Source organism: Pseudonocardia halophobica, from assembly GCF_050948485.1.
GTDB classification, from domain to species: Bacteria; Actinomycetota; Actinomycetes; order Mycobacteriales; family Pseudonocardiaceae; genus Pseudonocardia; species Pseudonocardia halophobica.
In genome coordinates this window covers 728,118-744,170 of sequence record NZ_CP192046.1, presented here as the reverse complement: position 1 = coordinate 744,170, position 16,053 = coordinate 728,118, and the positions used below count along the sequence as shown (strand labels likewise).

At 72.5% G+C, this 16,053-nt stretch carries 19 protein-coding genes; 7 read left to right on the top strand and 12 right to left on the bottom strand.

Annotation, left to right across the window (positions count from 1 at the left end):
* Position 1 precedes the first annotated feature (1 nt).
* The 3 genes from ACQP04_RS03625 to ACQP04_RS03615 are packed head-to-tail and all read right to left on the bottom strand — an operon-like array spanning position 2 to position 1,220.
* The gene (locus ACQP04_RS03625) at positions 2-232 is read right to left on the bottom strand and encodes a hypothetical protein (RefSeq protein WP_433505655.1); all 231 of its coding nucleotides are present in this window, start codon (positions 230-232) and stop codon (positions 2-4) included.
* A complete protein-coding gene (locus tag ACQP04_RS03620) occupies positions 229-744 on the bottom strand; it encodes a LysR substrate-binding domain-containing protein (RefSeq protein ID WP_433505654.1) in 516 nt (171 codons plus the stop codon). Before ACQP04_RS03620 ends, ACQP04_RS03625 begins: the two co-directional genes overlap by 4 nt.
* Entirely contained in the window at positions 687-1,220 is a 534-nt protein-coding gene (locus ACQP04_RS03615) for a LysR family transcriptional regulator (RefSeq protein WP_433505653.1), read from the bottom strand. Before ACQP04_RS03615 ends, ACQP04_RS03620 begins: the two co-directional genes overlap by 58 nt.
* On the opposite strand from ACQP04_RS03615, the gene ACQP04_RS03610 reads away from it, so the two are divergent.
* Complete coding sequence (locus tag ACQP04_RS03610; RefSeq protein WP_433505652.1) at positions 1,155-1,505, top strand: NAD(P)-binding domain-containing protein; 351 nt, start codon at positions 1,155-1,157, stop codon at positions 1,503-1,505. The genes ACQP04_RS03615 and ACQP04_RS03610 overlap by 66 nt on opposite strands.
* A 138-nt stretch (positions 1,506-1,643) precedes the next feature.
* Here the strand turns inward: ACQP04_RS03610 and ACQP04_RS03605 are convergent, their stop codons facing one another.
* Both ACQP04_RS03605 and ACQP04_RS03600 read right to left on the bottom strand, forming a co-directional pair.
* Positions 1,644-2,807 (bottom strand): L,D-transpeptidase, encoded by a 1,164-nt coding sequence (locus tag ACQP04_RS03605; protein WP_433505651.1) that lies wholly within the window; start codon positions 2,805-2,807, stop codon positions 1,644-1,646.
* Between the two features lie 168 nt (positions 2,808-2,975).
* On the bottom strand, positions 2,976-4,046 hold the full coding sequence (locus ACQP04_RS03600; protein WP_433505650.1) for a UDP-N-acetylmuramate dehydrogenase: 1,071 nt from the start codon (positions 4,044-4,046) through the stop codon (positions 2,976-2,978).
* Between the two features lie 37 nt (positions 4,047-4,083).
* Between ACQP04_RS03600 and ACQP04_RS03595 the strand changes: the two genes are divergently transcribed.
* The 4 genes from ACQP04_RS03595 (at position 4,084) to purU (ending at position 7,285) form a co-directional block, all read left to right on the top strand.
* Entirely contained in the window at positions 4,084-4,575 is a 492-nt protein-coding gene (locus ACQP04_RS03595; RefSeq protein ID WP_433505649.1) for a DUF2505 domain-containing protein, read from the top strand.
* A 58-nt stretch (positions 4,576-4,633) separates the two neighbouring features.
* Positions 4,634-5,461, top strand: coding sequence for an alpha/beta fold hydrolase (locus tag ACQP04_RS03590; RefSeq protein ID WP_433505648.1), 828 nt, complete (start codon positions 4,634-4,636; stop codon positions 5,459-5,461).
* Positions 5,462-5,502: 41 nt separating this feature from the next.
* Positions 5,503-6,270: a GNAT family N-acetyltransferase gene (locus ACQP04_RS03585; RefSeq protein ID WP_433505647.1), complete on the top strand. Its 768-nt coding sequence runs from the start codon at positions 5,503-5,505 to the stop codon at positions 6,268-6,270.
* 121 nt (positions 6,271-6,391) lie between these two features.
* Positions 6,392-7,285, top strand: coding sequence for a formyltetrahydrofolate deformylase (gene purU, locus ACQP04_RS03580; protein ID WP_433505646.1), 894 nt, complete (start codon positions 6,392-6,394; stop codon positions 7,283-7,285).
* A 62-nt stretch (positions 7,286-7,347) separates the two neighbouring features.
* Here the strand turns inward: purU and ACQP04_RS03575 are convergent, their stop codons facing one another.
* The 7 genes from ACQP04_RS03575 to ACQP04_RS03545 form a co-directional block, all read right to left on the bottom strand.
* Positions 7,348-8,742, bottom strand: a complete 1,395-nt coding sequence (locus tag ACQP04_RS03575) for an FAD-binding oxidoreductase (protein ID WP_433505645.1) — start codon at positions 8,740-8,742, stop codon at positions 7,348-7,350.
* Positions 8,743-8,866: 124 nt separating this feature from the next.
* Complete coding sequence (locus ACQP04_RS03570; RefSeq protein WP_433505644.1) at positions 8,867-10,261, bottom strand: FAD-binding oxidoreductase; 1,395 nt, start codon at positions 10,259-10,261, stop codon at positions 8,867-8,869.
* A gap of 116 nt (positions 10,262-10,377) precedes the next feature.
* Entirely contained in the window at positions 10,378-12,678 is a 2,301-nt protein-coding gene (gene lon / locus ACQP04_RS03565) for an endopeptidase La (protein WP_433505643.1), read from the bottom strand.
* Positions 12,679-12,767: 89 nt separating this feature from the next.
* The gene (locus ACQP04_RS03560; protein WP_433505642.1) at positions 12,768-13,310 is read right to left on the bottom strand and encodes a YbaK/EbsC family protein; all 543 of its coding nucleotides are present in this window, start codon (positions 13,308-13,310) and stop codon (positions 12,768-12,770) included.
* Positions 13,307-13,654, bottom strand: a complete 348-nt coding sequence (locus ACQP04_RS03555; RefSeq protein WP_063739861.1) for a DUF2516 family protein — start codon at positions 13,652-13,654, stop codon at positions 13,307-13,309. Before ACQP04_RS03555 ends, ACQP04_RS03560 begins: the two co-directional genes overlap by 4 nt.
* A 134-nt stretch (positions 13,655-13,788) precedes the next feature.
* Positions 13,789-14,628: a hypothetical protein gene (locus tag ACQP04_RS03550; RefSeq protein ID WP_433505641.1), complete on the bottom strand. Its 840-nt coding sequence runs from the start codon at positions 14,626-14,628 to the stop codon at positions 13,789-13,791.
* 5 nt (positions 14,629-14,633) lie between these two features.
* A complete protein-coding gene (locus tag ACQP04_RS03545) occupies positions 14,634-15,062 on the bottom strand; it encodes a helix-turn-helix domain-containing protein (RefSeq protein WP_358212236.1) in 429 nt (142 codons plus the stop codon).
* A gap of 156 nt (positions 15,063-15,218) precedes the next feature.
* On the opposite strand from ACQP04_RS03545, the gene crcB (ACQP04_RS03540) reads away from it, so the two are divergent.
* Both crcB (ACQP04_RS03540) and crcB (ACQP04_RS03535) read left to right on the top strand, forming a co-directional pair.
* On the top strand, positions 15,219-15,662 hold the full coding sequence (gene crcB / locus ACQP04_RS03540; RefSeq protein WP_433505640.1) for a fluoride efflux transporter CrcB: 444 nt from the start codon (positions 15,219-15,221) through the stop codon (positions 15,660-15,662).
* Positions 15,659-16,015, top strand: coding sequence for a fluoride efflux transporter CrcB (gene crcB, locus ACQP04_RS03535; RefSeq protein ID WP_433505639.1), 357 nt, complete (start codon positions 15,659-15,661; stop codon positions 16,013-16,015). Before crcB (ACQP04_RS03540) ends, crcB (ACQP04_RS03535) begins: the two co-directional genes overlap by 4 nt.
* The last annotated feature ends 38 nt before the right edge of the window (positions 16,016-16,053 follow it).

Here is a 16,053-nt window from a genome sequence, read left to right as displayed (position 1 = left end):
CTCAGACGGTGTCCTCCGACCGCCGGTTCTCGTAGGCGGCGTCGCCGGGGGCGCGCCCGGCGTCGGCCTCGGCGATGCGCTCCTCGGAGTCCTCGAGGATCCCCTCGGCCTCGGCGTACCGGTCCTCGTCCGGCCCCGTCACCCGGGCCTCCTCAGGCAGCGGCTCGGCGCGCGTCTCGGCACGCTCCGCGGCGGTGGCGTGCCCGGTGTCGTTCACGGACGGATCGGTCATGGGCCCTGCCTACCCGAGGGGACCGGAAGCCAACCGTGGACGGATCGACGCGTGGTCGAGGGCCCGTCGATCACTGCTCGCAGATCTCGCGCATGCGTGCGATGGCCATCTCGATCACGGCCCGGACCGGGCGTGACAGTGTCACGTCGGGCCGGTGCACGATCGCGAAGTGGTCGTAGAGACGGGGCTCGAGGGGAGACGCTGAAGAGTGACGTGGCCAGCCTGTCCCGCTGGCGTCGCACCACGCCGCGGGCGGTGACGGCGTCGGCGATGCCCAGCGCGGCGACCTCGAGCGCGGTCTCCACGTTCTCCACCTCGATCGCCGGCTGCAGGGAGCCACCCGCGGACTGCACGACGTGGCGGAGTTGGCGGCGCGTGTAGTCGTCGTCGCCCCACGTCGCCTCGGACAGGACGAGCACTGCCGCGGCGAGAGCGGCCGGCGTCACCGGGCCCCTCACGCGATCGGGGTCGGCACTGACGTAGACAATCTCGTCACGGACGACCGGGTGCACCCGCAGCGTGTCGTCCTCGATGGGGAGGGCGACGAGTGCTGCCTCGAGATGCCGCGGCGGACCCGGTCGATCGTGTCCGTGGAGTTCTGCCCGATCAGGGCCAGCCGGGCGTGGGGGAACCGCTCGCGCAGGTCGGCGACGAGCCGGTCCGGCAGGTAGAGGTGGGCGGCGCCGAACAGCCCGAACCTGATCGTCCCGGTGACGGCGTCGCCGACGGACGTGACCGCGCGGCTGCCCTGGTCCACCGCGTCGAGTGCCTGTCGGGCGTGGGGTTCGAGGGCACGGGCCGCCTCGGTGGGCACCACACCACGGCCGACCCGGTGGAACAGCGTGGCGGACAGGCCGCGCTCGAGGATGCGGATCTGCTCGGACAGCGACGGCTGGGCAGGCCGAGCGACTCGGCTGCTCCGGTGAAGGACCCGCGCTCCACCGTGGCGAGGAAGCAGCGGAGCTGGTGCAACGTCACCACGGCACATCCTTTGCTTCCCCCAGGAAGGCGAGAAGCTCGATACCCGTCGTCGACCCACGGTTCATCGCACGTCACAGCAGGGGCGCTCGGGACGACGAGTGCCGGTGGAGAGGGGCAGCCGTGGTTCGTCTGGGACTCGTCGGTCTCGGCAGCATGGGCGGGCTGGTGTGCCGGCGCCTGGCGCGAGCCGGTGGGTGTGCGTGTCGTCGACTCGCCGGTCACGGGCGCCGTGGACGGAGCGCGCAGCGGACGGCTGACCTTGTTCGTCGGTGGCGACCCCGGCGCGGTGTAGGCCGTGACGCCGGTCCTGAGCGAGTGGGGCAGCGTCGTCACCTGTGGGCCGTTGGGCACCGGCAACGTCGTCAAGTTGGTGACCAACCAGTCCGCCTGGATACGGCGAATGGGTCGCCCCATGGGAGGCCGACGAGTCTCAGAGCGCGGAGAGGCGCTGCCACTCGTCCCACGACAGGGTCCAGTCCCAGACGTCCCCGTCCCGGGCCGAGAGCTGCACCGGGGTGCCGGTGACCTCGACCGGGTCGCCGTAGAGCGCCGTGTCGTAGTAGGCCTTGGCGTTCTCCAGCGACAGGTTGACGCAGCCGTGGGTGACGTTCGACGAGCCCTGCGCGTTGGCCGACGCCGGGTTGGCGTGGATGAACTCGCCGTTGTTGCTCATCCGGACGGCCCACTTCTCCACGACGTCGTAGCCGTACTGCTGGCTGATCATCCGCTTGTCGGTGAACTTCTCGGTGACCACGTGGACGCCGGAGCGGGTGTTGCGGTCCGGGTCCGCGGCCAGCCCGTAGCTCGCGGGGTAGTTGGCCACCTGCTTGCCGTCCCGGATCACGACCATCCGGAACGACTGCGCGTCCGCCTTCACGACCTGGGCGCGGCCGATCGAGAAGTCGCTGCTCACGTCCGCGGCGCCGAACTGCCCGCCGCCGTAGTCGACGCCGTAGAGCTTGGCGGCCACCGAGACCTTGGTGTTGGCCGGCCAGTACTCCTTCGGCCGCCAGTGCACCCGGGAGCCGCCCGCCTCGTCCGGCAGCCAGCCCCAGGCGCCCTCGACCGGCACCGACGTCTGCACGCTCAGCGCCCGTTCGACGGCCGCCCGGTCCTCGACGTGGCTGTTGAACTGGATCTCGATCGGAGCGGCGATGCCGACGGTCCGGCCGTCGCCGATGTTGATCACGCCGCGGACCTGCTTCGTGGGGACGACGGTGTGGAAGCCGCCGGCCAGCGGCACGCCGACCCCGTCCGCCCCTTTCGCGGTGCCGGACCAGGCGTACTCGGTGTCGTAGCCCAGGGGCTCACTGCTGGTCCAGACGGTGTGGTCGGCGTTGAGCGCGCCGGCCACCGGCTTCCCCTGCGGGTTGGTCAGCGCGACCTGCTCGAGCGTGCCGTCCGTCACGCTCACCGAGACGGGTGACGTGGGGTTGATCCCGGTGGCCTGCGCGGCCGGCTGGTAGGCCAGCGTCGCCGCGCGCGCGAGCAGCGCCGGTGGCGTGTCACCGCCGCGCCCGGCGGCCGTCGCCGCCGTGACCACACCGACGGTCCCGACCGCGATCACGGCCAGGACCAGCAGGATCCGCCTCATCGTCCTCCCCCGTACGAATTCTTCACCCCGAACCAGGACGCGACGGGGCGGCGGACGTTGCTCGTGAGCAGTGTCCGGTCGACGAGGTTACGCGTCACCACCGACAGCGACGACCGCCGACGCGGGCGGGGTTGCACGCCGTCCCGCCCGGTGAAACGTCACGGTCGGTCACAGGGTGCAGCCCACGAGGACCGGCTCCGGGTGCAGCGCGATCCCGAACCTGTCGAGCACCCCGGTCCGCACCTCGCGAGCGAGCGCCAGCAGGTCCCCGGTGCTGCCCGCGCCGCGGTTGGTCAGGGCCAGGACGTGCCGCGTCGACAGCCCGACGCGGCCGCCCGGGCCCTCGTGGCCGGGGGCGAAACCCGCGTGCTGGATCAGCCAGGCGGCGGGCAGCTTCGTGCGGCCCTCCCCCGCCGGCCAGCGCGGCATCGCCGGGTCCGGCACCACGGCGTCGTCGACGATCGGGTTGGTGAAGAAGGAGCCGGCGCTCCAGGTGTCGTGGTCGGCGGCGTCGAGCACCATGCCCTTGCCGCGGCGCAGCTCCAGGACGGCCTCGCGCGCCACCTCGGCGGGCACCGTGGAGCCGGGGTCCACGCCGAGCGTGCGGGCGAGCTCGGTGTAGGCGATCGGCATGCTGGCCCCGCCGCCGGGCAGCGCGAACCGCACCCGCAGCACGACCGCGGCGTCGGTGTTCTTGAGGACGCTGGTGCGGTAGCCGAGGCCCAGCTCGGCGGCCGGGACGTGGGTGCGGACCGTACCCGTCCGCCGGTCGTAGAGGTCGACGTCGACGAGCAGCGCGGAGACCTCCACGCCGTACGCGCCGACGTTCTGCACCGGGGTGGCGCCGGTCAGGCCCGGGATGCCGGACAGGCACTCCAGCCCGCCCAGGCCCTCGGCGACGGTCGCGGCCACGACCGCGTCCCAGTCCTCCCCCGCCTCCGCCGTGAGCAGCACCGACCCGTCCGGGCGCCGCTCGAGCGCGGTCCCGCCCCCGGTCATCCGCACGACGGTGCCCGTGAACCCCTCGTCGGCCACGACGACGTTGGACCCGCCGCCGAGCAGCAGCAACGGCTCGCCGGACTCGTCGGCCGCGCGGACAGCGTCCACCGCGGTCCCGGCGTCGGGCGCCTCGATCAGCCGCGCGGCGGGACCGCCGAGGCGCAGGGTCGTCAGCGGGGCGAGCGGCGCGCCGACGTGGACCGGGCCGGTCTGCTCGTCCTGCGCGGGGGAGGTCTGCACAGGGCGCCACGGTAGCGGGCGGGGTAGCCTCCCGGCCGTGTCCCGCCCGACGGAGTTCCGTGCCACGAGCCCCCACCCGGTCGACCGGGTGTACGCCACCATGGTCGACCGCGAGATCCTCAGCGACCGGCTCGCCACGATGGGCGGCCCGGGCGCGGCGATCCTCGAGTACACCGGCGACGAGAACGGCGCCAAGTACCGGATCCGGCACGGCATCGACGAGAAGGACCTGCCCGGGGTGGTGAAGTCCTTCGTCGGGTCGCGCGGCATCACCATCGAGCGGGACGAGAGCTGGACCCGCTCCGGCGACGGCTACGACGGCACCGTCGGGGTCGAGCTGCCCGGCATGCCCGCGGGCGCGCAGGGCACCATGCGGCTCACCCCGAAGGGCGAGGGCTCCGAGCTGGTCGTGAAGGTCGACGTCACGGTCAAGGTCCCGATCATCGGCGGCAAGATCGAGGAGTCGGTCGCCCAGCAGATCCACCACCTGCTGGAGATGGAGACGGAGTACACGCTCTCCCGGATCTGACCGCCGGGTGCCAGGTCGATGAGACCCGGCTGACAGGCCCGCCGCGCACGCTGCCGTCATGGCTACCTTCGACGGCCGTCACGGCCGGATCTTCCACGACAGTCGGCTGCCCGCGGGCGAGGCGCGCTGCGCCGTCGTCGTGCTGCACGGGTACGGCGAGCACCTCGGTCTCTACGACCCGCTGGCCCGCCGGCTCGTCGCCGACGGGCACGCCGTCCACGCCCTCGACGCGGTCGGGCACGGGCGCAGCGACGGGGAGCGGGCGGTGATCCCCTCCTGGGACGACCTGGTCGACGACGCGCGCACCCTGGTCGGGATCGCCCGCGCGCAACACCCCGGGTCACCCGTGGTCGTCGTCGGGCATTCGGGCGGGGCGGTGACCACGATGCTGCTGGGGCTGCGCGACCCCGACGCCGCCGACGCGCTCGTCCTCTCGGCCGGACCGATGCGCCCGCTCGAGTGGGTCGACGCCGAGCTGGCGACCGGGGCCGACGAGACCGGCGAGGGGGAGCCCACGGAGTTCCTGAGCACGCACCCGGAGTACGTGCACGCCCTGCTGCACGACCCGCTGACCTGGAAGGGTGGCTTCCGGCGGGAAACCCTCCTCGCGCTCAGGGCCACCTGGCCGGAGATCGCCGCGGGGCTCGCCGACGGCCGCCCCGCGGTACCCGTTCTCATGGTGCACGGCGAGGCGGATCCGGTGGTGCCGGTGCAGGACACGCACGAGATCGCCGCCCGGCTGCCGGACGCCACCGTCCGCACCTTCCCCGGGGACCTGCACGACGTGCTCAACGAGCACGACCGCGACCTCGTGCACGACGTGGTCGCCCGGTTCGTCGAGGCCGCCGCGGTGCGCGGGCGGGTCGACCTGGTGGGGCGCGGCTAACTCCGTTGCGCGGCGGGTGCGCCGCGGGCGAGCCTGCCGACATGGTGCTGCGGGAAGGGACGCACGGCGGGGAGACCGACGCCGACCTGTACGCCCGCGGCACGGCGACCCTGCTCGCGGCGTGGGAGGAGTACGCCCGCGGAGCGCGGGACGCCGCCGTGCACCGCCTCCCGGGCGTCGCCGCGGCGGTCTTCCCGCACGGGCCCGAGCGCGGGGTCTACAACAACGCGGTGCTGGTCGGCGGCCTCCTCCGGCCGGAGCGCGCGGCGGCGCTCGACGCCATGGAGGAGGCCTACGCCGCCGCCGGGATCACCCGGTTCGCGGCCTGGGTGCACGAGGACGACCTCGCGATGCGCGCCGACCTCGAGCAGCGCGGCTACACGCTCGACGAGACCACCCGGGCGATGGGCCTGTCCCTCGACGAGCTCCGGGTCCCCCGCCCGGCGCTGGACGTGGCCGCACCGGACTGGGCGGAGTACCTGCGCGTGATCGAGGTGCCGGCGGACCTGCTGGCCGATGCCGACCACGCCGCGTTCCACGTCGTCGTCGCGCGGCTCGGGACGGAGGCGGCCGCCGCCGCGATGGCGTACGACCATTGCGGCGACTGCGGCATCTACAACGTCGGGACGCTGGCCCACGCCCGCCGCCGCGGCCTGGGCACCGCGGTCACGGCCCTGCTCCTGCACGAGGCGCGCGACCGCGGCCGCCGAACCTCGAGCCTGCAGGCCACGCCGATGGCCGAGCGCCTGTACGCGACGCTCGGGTTCCGGGACCTCGGCCGGATCCTCGAGTACGTCCCGGAGCCGTAGACGCTCGTCCCGACGACAGCCCGCTGCCGACCCTGTGTCGTCACGAGGGCGATCGTGCGTCGGGGCCCGTCGTGGCGCACCCCACGTGGGACGTGTCGTTCGCGATGGCACCCTTGTCGTCGTGCAACCGGAAGCCGACCGCCGCTACGTCATCACCTTCAGCTGCCCCGACCGCACGGGCATCGTCGCGCGGATCGCCGGCTTCCTCGCCGAGACGGGCGCCTGGATCGTCGAGGCCGCCTACCACGCCGACGCGGAGGAGGGCTGGTTCTTCACGCGCCAGGCCGTGCGGGCGTCGTCGGTGCCGTTCGACGTCGACGAGCTCCGCGCCCGGTTCGCGGCGATCGCCGAGGAGTTCGGGCCCGAGGCCACGTGGCGGGTCACGGACAGCGGCGTGCCCAAGCACGCCGTCCTGCTCGTCACGCGCGAGGCGCACTGCCTGCACGACCTGCTCGGCCGCGTCGCCGCCGGCGAGCTGCCGGTCACGCTGGACGCCGTCGTCGGCAACCACGAGGACCTCGCGCCGCTGGTCGAGGCGCACGGCATCCCGTTCCACCACGTGCCCTTCCCCGGGCCGCGCGACCCGAAGCGCGAGCAGGGCAAGGTGGAGTCGTTCGAGAAGGTCCGCCAGATCGTCGACGCCCACGAGCCCGACGCCATCGTGCTCGCCCGGTTCATGCAGATCCTGCCCGCGCACCTGTGCGAGGAGTGGGCGGGCCGTGCGATCAACATCCACCACAGCTTCCTGCCGTCCTTCGCCGGCGCGCGCCCGTACCACCAGGCGCACGCGCGGGGCGTGAAGCTGATCGGCGCCACCTGCCACTACGCCACGGCCGACCTCGACGCCGGCCCGATCATCGAGCAGGACGTCATCCGGGTCGACCACGGCGACACCGTCTCCGACATGGTCCGCCGGGGCCGGGACGCCGAGCGCCTGGTCCTCGCCCGGGGCTTCCGCTGGCACCTCGAGGACCGCGTCCTGGTGCACGGCAACAAGACCGTCGTCTTCCGGTAGCTGTCCGAACGGCGCTCTCGCTCACACCTTGTGAGCGAGAGCGCCGTTCGTTCCTGTACGGGTCAGGCGGGCTTGACGTTGACGTTCCGGTGGAAGAGGTTCCCCGGGTCGTACTGGCTCTTGATCGCTGCGAGCCGCGCGTACTTGGCGGTGCCGTAACTCGCGAGAACCCGGTCCTCGTCGTACTCCGTTATCCCGTTGACGTAGGTTCCGGAGCCCATCGACATAGGGCGGAGGGCCTCCCAGAACCCGCGCACCCACTCCCGCTCGGCCGGGAGGAGCGACGGCTCGGCCGCGTTCGCGATGAGGAAGACGATGTACCTCGGCGACCGACCTCCGCTGAACGCGGTCGCGTCCTCCTCCGGCTCGCAGTACGCCGCGTCCAGGCGGTACGTGAGCATGACCGAGAGCGGGGACTGCTTGCGTGCGAAGTGCTCGACCACCACCTCGATGACCTCGTCCGTGAAGTCGGGCAGGTAGCAGGACTTGTCGTAGTAGTGATTGCCCCACGGGTTCGCCTCGTCGAAGAGGGTCTGCACAGCCGTGTAGGGCAGAGGCATCGTCGCGTCGATCAGCGGGCGGCTCTGCGAACGGATGCGTTCCGCGACCCCCTCGAACTCGTCGTCCGTCCCGAAGCCGACCAGGATCACTCCGAGACAGGGGAGGAGATGGTGCTCCTCCGGGACGAAGGGCGCGGGCGGCGCGTCGGCGCCTGCGATCATGGCGTTGACGTTCGGAGGGAGATCACCGACCACCGTCCGCAGCGCCTGCAACGCCTCGACACCGCGTTCGAGCGGCCACAGGAGCAGCCCGAACTGCACCGTGGGGCCGACCTCGGTGAGGCGCAGCTCGAACTCCGTCACCACCCCGAAGTTGCCTCCACCGCCGCGAACGGCCCAGAACAGATCAGGGTGCTCCGTCTCGGAGATCCTCAGGACACGGCCGTCGGCCACGACGATCTCCGCGGACAGAAGGTTGTCGATCGTGAGGCCGGCCTTGCGGGACAACCAGCCCATACCTCCGCCGAGCGTCAGGCCGCCGAGGCCCGTGTGCCCCACCATCCCTGCTGTGACCGCCAGACCGTGTGCCTGTGTCGCGGCGTCCATGTCGGAGTTCAAGGCACCGCCCTGAACCCGGGCGACCCATTTCGCCGGGTCCACGGTGACACCGCGCATCGCACTCAGGTCGATGACGAGCCCGTCCTCGACGGTCGATGCTCCGCTCATGCTGTGCGCCCCGCTGCGTACCGCGATCTCGAGCCCGTTGCGTCGGGCGAACTCAACCGCCGCTGCCACATCACCGGACGAGGCGCATTGCGCGATCAGCGCGGGCCTCCGGTCGATGTCGGCGTTGAAGACCTTCCGCGCCTCGTCGTAACGCCCGTCCGTCGGTTCGATCAACTGCCCCGTCAACGCCGCGCGCAGTTCTGTCGCGTCGTACCGTGCCGTGCTCGTCATCGCCCCTCCTCGACGTCGAAGGACAGAGGCTGTGACCCCGGTCACTCGTACGCCATACGTAGTTCTACGTACTTCCTCCCCCCGAGAACGGCGCCCTCGGGGAGAAGGGCGCCGTCCGCGCGGGTCAGGCGGGCTTGATGTTCGCGTTGACGTGGAAGACGTTGCCCGGGTCGTACTTCGCCTTGATCTGCGCGAGCCGCTCGAACTTCCGCGCGCCGTAGGCCGAGCGAAGGGCGTCCTCCGGGGTCTCCGCCATGAGGTTCACGTAGGAGCCCGAGCCGACGGCGGCGGGACGCAGGGCGTCCCAGGTGTCGCGCACCCACGTGCGGTCGATCGCCATGGTCTCGGAGTCCGGCGCGATCGCCTCGATGGCGACGACGTAGCGGAGCCCTCGGCTGCCGCCGAACGCCGTGTCGTCGTCGCCGACCTCGGCGTACGCACCGCCGAACGGGAAGATCAGCACCTCGGACATCGGCGATGTCATGCCGGGCAGCCGCTCGGCCAGGGTCTCGACGACCTCGTCCGGCATCGCGTCGAGGTACAGGCCCTTCGTGTAGGAGTGGATTCCCCAGGGCGACGCCTCGTCGAGCATCTGCTGCAGACCGACGTACGGGATGGGCGTGAGCACCTCGAACAGCGGGTCGAGTGCCTCCCGCAGCGGTACGACCGCGGCCGCGTGCTCCTCCGCGCTACCGAAGCCGACGACGATCACGCCGACACCGCGCCGGAAGTGGTGCTCCTGCGGGACGGTCGGCATCGGCGGGGCCGAGATGCATGCGACGGCCGGGCTGATCCCCTCGGGTATCCCGTCGAACCAGTCCCGCGCCGTCCGCAGGGCGTGCACCGCCCGCTCCTGCTCCACGAACAGCAGGCCCAGGTGGACCATCGGCCCGACCGGGTGCAGCCGGAACTCGAACTCGGTCACCACGCCGAAGTTGCCGCCGCCCCCGCGGATCGCCCAGAACAGGTCCGGGTGCTCGGCCGCGCTCGCCCGCACGCACCGGCCGTCGGCCAGGACGACCTCGGCCGACTCGAGGTTGTCGATCGAGAGGCCGTGCAGCCGGGACAGCCACCCGAACCCGCCGCCGAGCGTGAGCCCGCCGACGCCGGTGTGGCTCACCGTCCCGGCCGGCGTGGCGAGGCCGTGGGCCTGGGTGGCGGCGTCGAGCTGCGCCAGCTTCGCGCCCCCGCCGCAGCGGGCCCGCCGGGCCTCCGGATCGACGACCACGGAGTCGAGCGGGCTCAGGTCGATCATCAGCCCGCGCTCGGGCACGGCCGCGCCCCAGTACCCGTGCCCGCCCCCGCGCACGGCCACCTCGAGGCCCTCCTCGCGGGCGTACCGGAGCGCCGCGGCGACGTCGTCGGGGCCGGCGCAGCGCGCGATCACCGCGGGCCGCTTGTCGATCTCGCCGTTCCACACCGACCGGGCCTCGTCATACCCCTCGTCCCCGGGCAGCAGGACGCTCCCGCCCATCCGGGCCCGCAGCGCCTCGACGTCGTACCGTGCTGTGCTCGTCATTCGCCCTCCTCGGTGTCGGAACTCCCGCCCGAGGAAGAGCGTGTGAGGACGATCACAGATACCGAGAACGCCGGACGGCGCCCCTCGTCGAGGGGCGCCGTCCAGGTTCGTGCAGGTCAGGCGGCGGTGCGCTGCTCCACCGGCTCGAGCGCGATCTCGAGGACCTCGCTCACGTCGGCGACCGGGTGCACCCGGAGCTCACCGCGGACCGACTCCGGCAGGTCGTCGAGGTCGGGCTCGTTGCGCTTCGGGATGATCACGTCGGTCAGGCCCGCCCGGTGGGCGGCCAGCAGCTTCTGCTTGACCCCGCCGATCGGGAGCACCTTGCCCTGCAGCGTGACCTCGCCGGTCATGCCGACCGACGACCGCACCGGACGTCCAGAGGCGAGCGACGCCAGCGCCGTCGTCATCGTGACGCCGGCCGAGGGGCCGTCCTTCGGGACCGCACCCGCGGGGACGTGCACGTGCAGCTTCTTCGACGCCAGGTCCCCCGCCAGCCCGCGCGAGCGCAGGTAGGACAGGGCGATCGACACCGACTCGGTCATGACCTCACCGAGCTGGCCGGTGATCGTCAGGCCGGGGTCGCCGTCCATCTTAGTGGCCTCGATGAACAGGACGTCGCCGCCCGCACCGGTCACCGCCAGGCCGGTCGCCACGCCCGGGACGGAGGTGCGCTCCGCCGACTCCGGGGTGAACTTCGGCCGGCCCAGGTACTTGACCAGGGTGTCGGCGTCGACGTGGATCGGCGCCTCCTGCCCCGAGTCGAGCCCGACGGCGGCCTTCCGCAGGACCTTGGCCAGGCCCCGCTCCAGCTGCCGCACGCCTGCCTCGCGGGTGTACTCGGCGGCGATCATGCCCAGCGCGACCTCGGAGAACTCGACGTCCGTCGGCTCCAGGCCGGCCTTCTCGACCTGCCGCGGCAGCAGGTGGTCGCGGGCGATCGCGATCTTCTCCTGCTCGGTGTACCCGTCGAGCGTCACGACCTCCATGCGGTCCGCCAGCGGGCCCGGGATGGCCTCGCCGACGTTCGCGGTCGCGAGGAACAGCACGTTCGACAGGTCCAGGTCCACTTCGAGGTAGTGGTCGCGGAACGTGTGGTTCTGCGCCGGGTCGAGCACCTCGAGCAGGGCCGCGGACGGGTCGCCGCGGTAGTCGCTGCCGACCTTGTCGATCTCGTCGAGCAGCACGACGGGGTTCATCGTGCCGGCCTCGCGGATCGCGCGGACGATGCGGCCGGGCAGCGCGCCGACGTAGGTGCGCCGGTGGCCGCGGATCTCCGCCTCGTCGCGCACGCCGCCCAGGGCGACCCGGACGAACTTGCGGCCGAGCGCGCGGGCCACGGACTCACCCAGCGAGGTCTTGCCGACGCCGGGCGGCCCGACGAGCGCCAGCACGGCACCCGAGCCGCGGCCGCCGACGGTGTCCAGGCCCTTGCGGTTGCGCCGCGAGCGGACGGCGAGGAACTCGACCAGCCGCTCCTTGACGTCGTCGAGGCCGGCGTGGTCGGCGTCCAGGATCCGCCGGGCCTCGACCAGGTCGTCGGTGTCGACGGTGGTCTCGTTCCACGGCATGTCGAGGATCGTGTCCAGCCAGGTGCGGATCCAGCCCGACTCCGGGCTCTGGTCCGACGCCCGCTCCAGCTTGCCGACCTCGGTCAGCGCGGCCTTGCGGACGTGCTCGGGCAGGTCGGCGGCCTCGACGCGGGCACGGTAGTCGTCCTCGCCCTCGGGGTCGCCTTCACCGAGCTCCTTGCGGATCGCGGCGAGCTGCTGGCGCAGCAGGAACTCGCGCTGCTGCTTCTCCATGCCCTCGCGGACGTCGTTCGAGATCTTCTCGGTGACCTCCTGCTCGGCGACGTGCTCCTTCGTCCACTCGAGGAGCTTCTCCAGCCGGCGGGTCACGTCGGTCTCGGCGAGCAGCTCCAGCTTGTGGGAGTTGTCGAGCCAGCTCGCCCAGCCGGCCAGGTCGGCCAGCTGCCCCGGGTCCGTCGTCTGCTGGACGGAGTCGATCACCTGCCAGGCGTTGCGCTGCTGCAGGATCCCGACGACCAGGGCCTTGTACTCCTTGGCCAGCTCCTGGGTCCGGCCGGTCACGGGCGACTCGCCGACCGTCTCGGCCTCGACCCACAGGGCCGAGCCCGGGCCGGTCACGCCCGAGCCGATGCGGGCCCGCGTCTCACCGCGGACCACCGCGGCCCGGTCCCCGTTCGGGAGCCTGCCGATCTGTTCCAGGACCGCGACCACACCGATCGCGGCGTACTTCCCGTCGAGGCGGGGGACGACGAGGACCTTCTTGCCCTCCGCGGCGTCGACCGCGGCCTGAACCTCCGGAGCGTCGAGCCGGACGGGCACCACCATGCCGGGCAGCACCACCGAGTCGGTCAGCGGAAGCACCGGCAGCTTCAGCGTCTGTGTCATGCCCCGGTCAACGCTTACACCGCAAGCCTCATTCCAGCGTTCAAGTAAGTCCGCTGTGAGTGAACGCAGGAACCTTGAGCGAGGATGACTCAGGCCGGCCGGGCCAGGTCCTCCACGACCTCGGCACCGGGGAGTGCGGTGAGCACGACACCCGGGACGGCGAGCTTGGAGCCCCGGATCCCGCTGCCCACGACCACGGCCTCGGCCGCGGCGACCTCGGGCGCGATCAGGAGCGGCCAGCCGTCGGGCAGGCCGAGCGGGGTGATGCCGCCGTACTCCATGCCGGTGAGCTCCACGGCCTCGTCCATCTGGGCGAAGGAGGCCTTGCGGACGTCCAGCCTGCGCTTGACCACGCCGTTCACGTCCGCGCGCGTGGTCGCGAGGACCAGGCAGGCGGCGTACCGGACCTCACCGGACCGCTTGCCCGACACGACCACGCAGTTCGCCGAGAACTCGGGCGGGGAGGCATAGGCCTCGCAGAAGGCGGCGGTGTCGGCCAGGTCGGGATCGATCTCCGCGACCAGCACGCCGCTCACGTCGGGCAGCCGCGACAGCGCCTTGACGACGGGTTCGGCGAGCAGTTCGGGGTGGTCGGCGGCGGGGAGCGGAGTCAGGCTGCCGAGCACGCTCACCAGCTGTTGCCACCCCGCGAGGCGGCGACGACGGCCGGCTTGACGTCGACCAGGTAGACCAGCATCGCGACGGTGCCGGCCAGCCAGAACAGCGTGAGCTCGCTGCGCAGCCCCTGGAACGAGGCGACGACGCCGAGCAGGCTGGGCGACGAGATCACCCCGAAGATGGGAATGACCAGCAGGAACAGCGCCGCCGCGCCGGTGATGCCCAGCCAGGCGTTCTTGGTCAGCTTGCTGGCCGCCTGGAAGGCGTCGGCACGCTGGCGGACGGCGTGCACGAAGGCGTAACCCGAGCACACCGCGACCACGATGCCGATCACGCACAGCACCAGGCGGTCGAGCATGGTGAACACGTTCACCGGTCCAGACTACGTGCGGCGGCGGGATCAGGACATACCCGCACACCGTGAGCGGTGTCCCCGCAGAGACCGACGGCCCCGGAGCGGGGTGCTCCGGGGCCGTCGGGACGCGGGACGCGTCAGCTGTCGGACCTGGCCGGGCCCGTGCGCCGGGTGGCCGGCTTGCGGGTCGCGGCCTTCGGCGAGGTCTTCGCCGGGGTCGCGGCCTTCGCGGCCGGGGTCTCGCTCCGCGGCGCGGTCTCGGTCGTCGGAGCCGGCTCGGTCACCGGGGCGGTGCGGGTCGCGGCGCGGCGCGTGGTGCTGCGCGTGGTGGCGGCGGCCTCGTCACCGGCCTCGTCGACGGCCTTCGCGGCGTCCTGGCCCGCCTCCGCGACGGCCTTCGACGCGTCCGCGGAGACCTCGGTGATGGTCTCGGCGACCTCGTCGGCCGCCTTCTGCGTGCGGACGGCGACCTTCTCGCCGACCGAACGGGTCTGGCGGGTCAGGGTCGAGAGGGCTTTCTCGGCGGCGTCGTGCGCGTCGTCGACGAGGGCGTCGACCCGGGCGTCGAACTTGCCGGTCAGCTCCTCGACCTGGGTGAACGCCTGCTTGACCTGCGGCTGCTGGCGGATCTCGGACCAGGTGCCCTCACCGTGGCGGGCGAGGTCGGCGTAGGCCTTCTCCGCCCGGACGCGCCACAGCTCGACGACCTTGCGCAGCTCCTCGGTGGTCAGCTTGCCGCGCAGGCCCTCGATCTCGCCGGGCAGCTCGGAGGCGAACTTCTGGGCGGCCTCGGCCTGGGCGGTCGCGGCGGTCCTGGCGTTGCTGTAGGCGCCGAGGATGCTCGAGTACGCGTACTCGCCGGCACCCAGCACCGCCAGCAGCGGCGTCTTGACGGTCCCCGCCTGCTCGGCGGCGGACTTGGCAGCCTGCTCGCGGACCTTGCGGACGTCCGCGGCGGTCGGCAGCGACACGGCCATGGTGATCACTTCCTCTGTTCGGTCGGGACGTCGGGATCGACCTGTAGGTCGTTCTCCCGCCGGAAGGACTGGTAGATGTCGAGAAGAACCTGCTTCTGACGCTCCGTGAGGGAGGCGTCGGACAGGACCGCGTCGGTGACGACGCTGGCAGGCCGCTCCTCGAGGATCCCCGCCTTGACGTAGAGGGCCTCGGCGGAGATCCGCAGCCCCTTCGCGATCTGCTGCAGGATCTCGGCCGACGGTTTGCGCAGCCCGCGCTCGATCTGGCTGAGGTACGGGTTGCTGACGCCGGCCGTCCGGGCGAGCTGCCGCAGCGAGACCTGGGCGGCCTCGCGTTGGGAGCGGATGTAGGAGCCGATGTCGTCCACGGTCTTCTCGACGACGTGACCCACCTGACCCACGGCCTGGTCGATCAACGGCTTGTCGTCCGACATACGCTCACCTCCCCCGGACACGACCGACCGTACGCGGCTGTGCTAGCTGCTGCAAGCGCAGTGCTTGCGCAGGTGGCGTGGCCCTCGTCACGATCTGAATCGATGATCCTGAGCGAGCGTGGATCAGGGCCGGCGGCCGCCCTCTAGGGTGTCGACGTGCACGGCACCCCTCCGCCGGAAGCCGCGGCCCGCCCGCCGGCCGTCGCACCGCTGCGCGGGCAGGGCCGGGCCACCGGTGCCGTCGCCGTCGGGGGCGCGCTCGGGGCCCTGGCCCGCTGGGGCGTGGGGCTCGGGCTGCCGACCACGCCCGGCGCCTTCCCGTGGGGGACCTTCCTCATCAACGTGTCCGGCTGCCTCGCGATCGGCGTCCTGCTCGTGGTCGTCACCGAGCTCCGCACGGCCCACCCGCTGGTGCGGCCGTTCCTCGCGACCGGGGTCCTCGGCGGCTTCACCACCTTCTCGACCTTCTCGGTCGACGCCCAGCACCTCCTGCTGGGCGGGCACGTCGGCCTCGCCGTCGCCTACCTGGCCGGCACGCTGGTCGCGGCCGTGGCGGCGACCTGGCTCGGCGCCGCGGCGGCGCGGAGGTTCGGCCGGTGATCCCGCTGCTCGTGGTGCTCGGCGCGGCCGTCGGCGCCCCGGCCCGCTACCTCACCGACCGGCTCGTGCAGTCCCGGCACGCGACGGGCTTCCCGTGGGGCACCTTCACGATCAACGTCGTGGGCTCGTTCGCGCTCGGGACGGTGGCGGGGGCAGCCACCTCCCCGGCCGTGACCGCCCTGGTCGGCACCGGGTTCTGCGGGGCGCTGACCACCTACTCGACCTTCGGCTGGGAGACCGTCGGCCTCGCCCGGGACGGCCGCCGCCTGCTCGCCGTGCTCAACGCCGTCGGCTCCGTCATGGCCGGGCTGGGCGCCGCGGGCCTGGGCCTGGCCGTGGGCACCACCTTGTGAGTGGCGATGGTCGCTCCGGCGACCATCCGTACTCACGA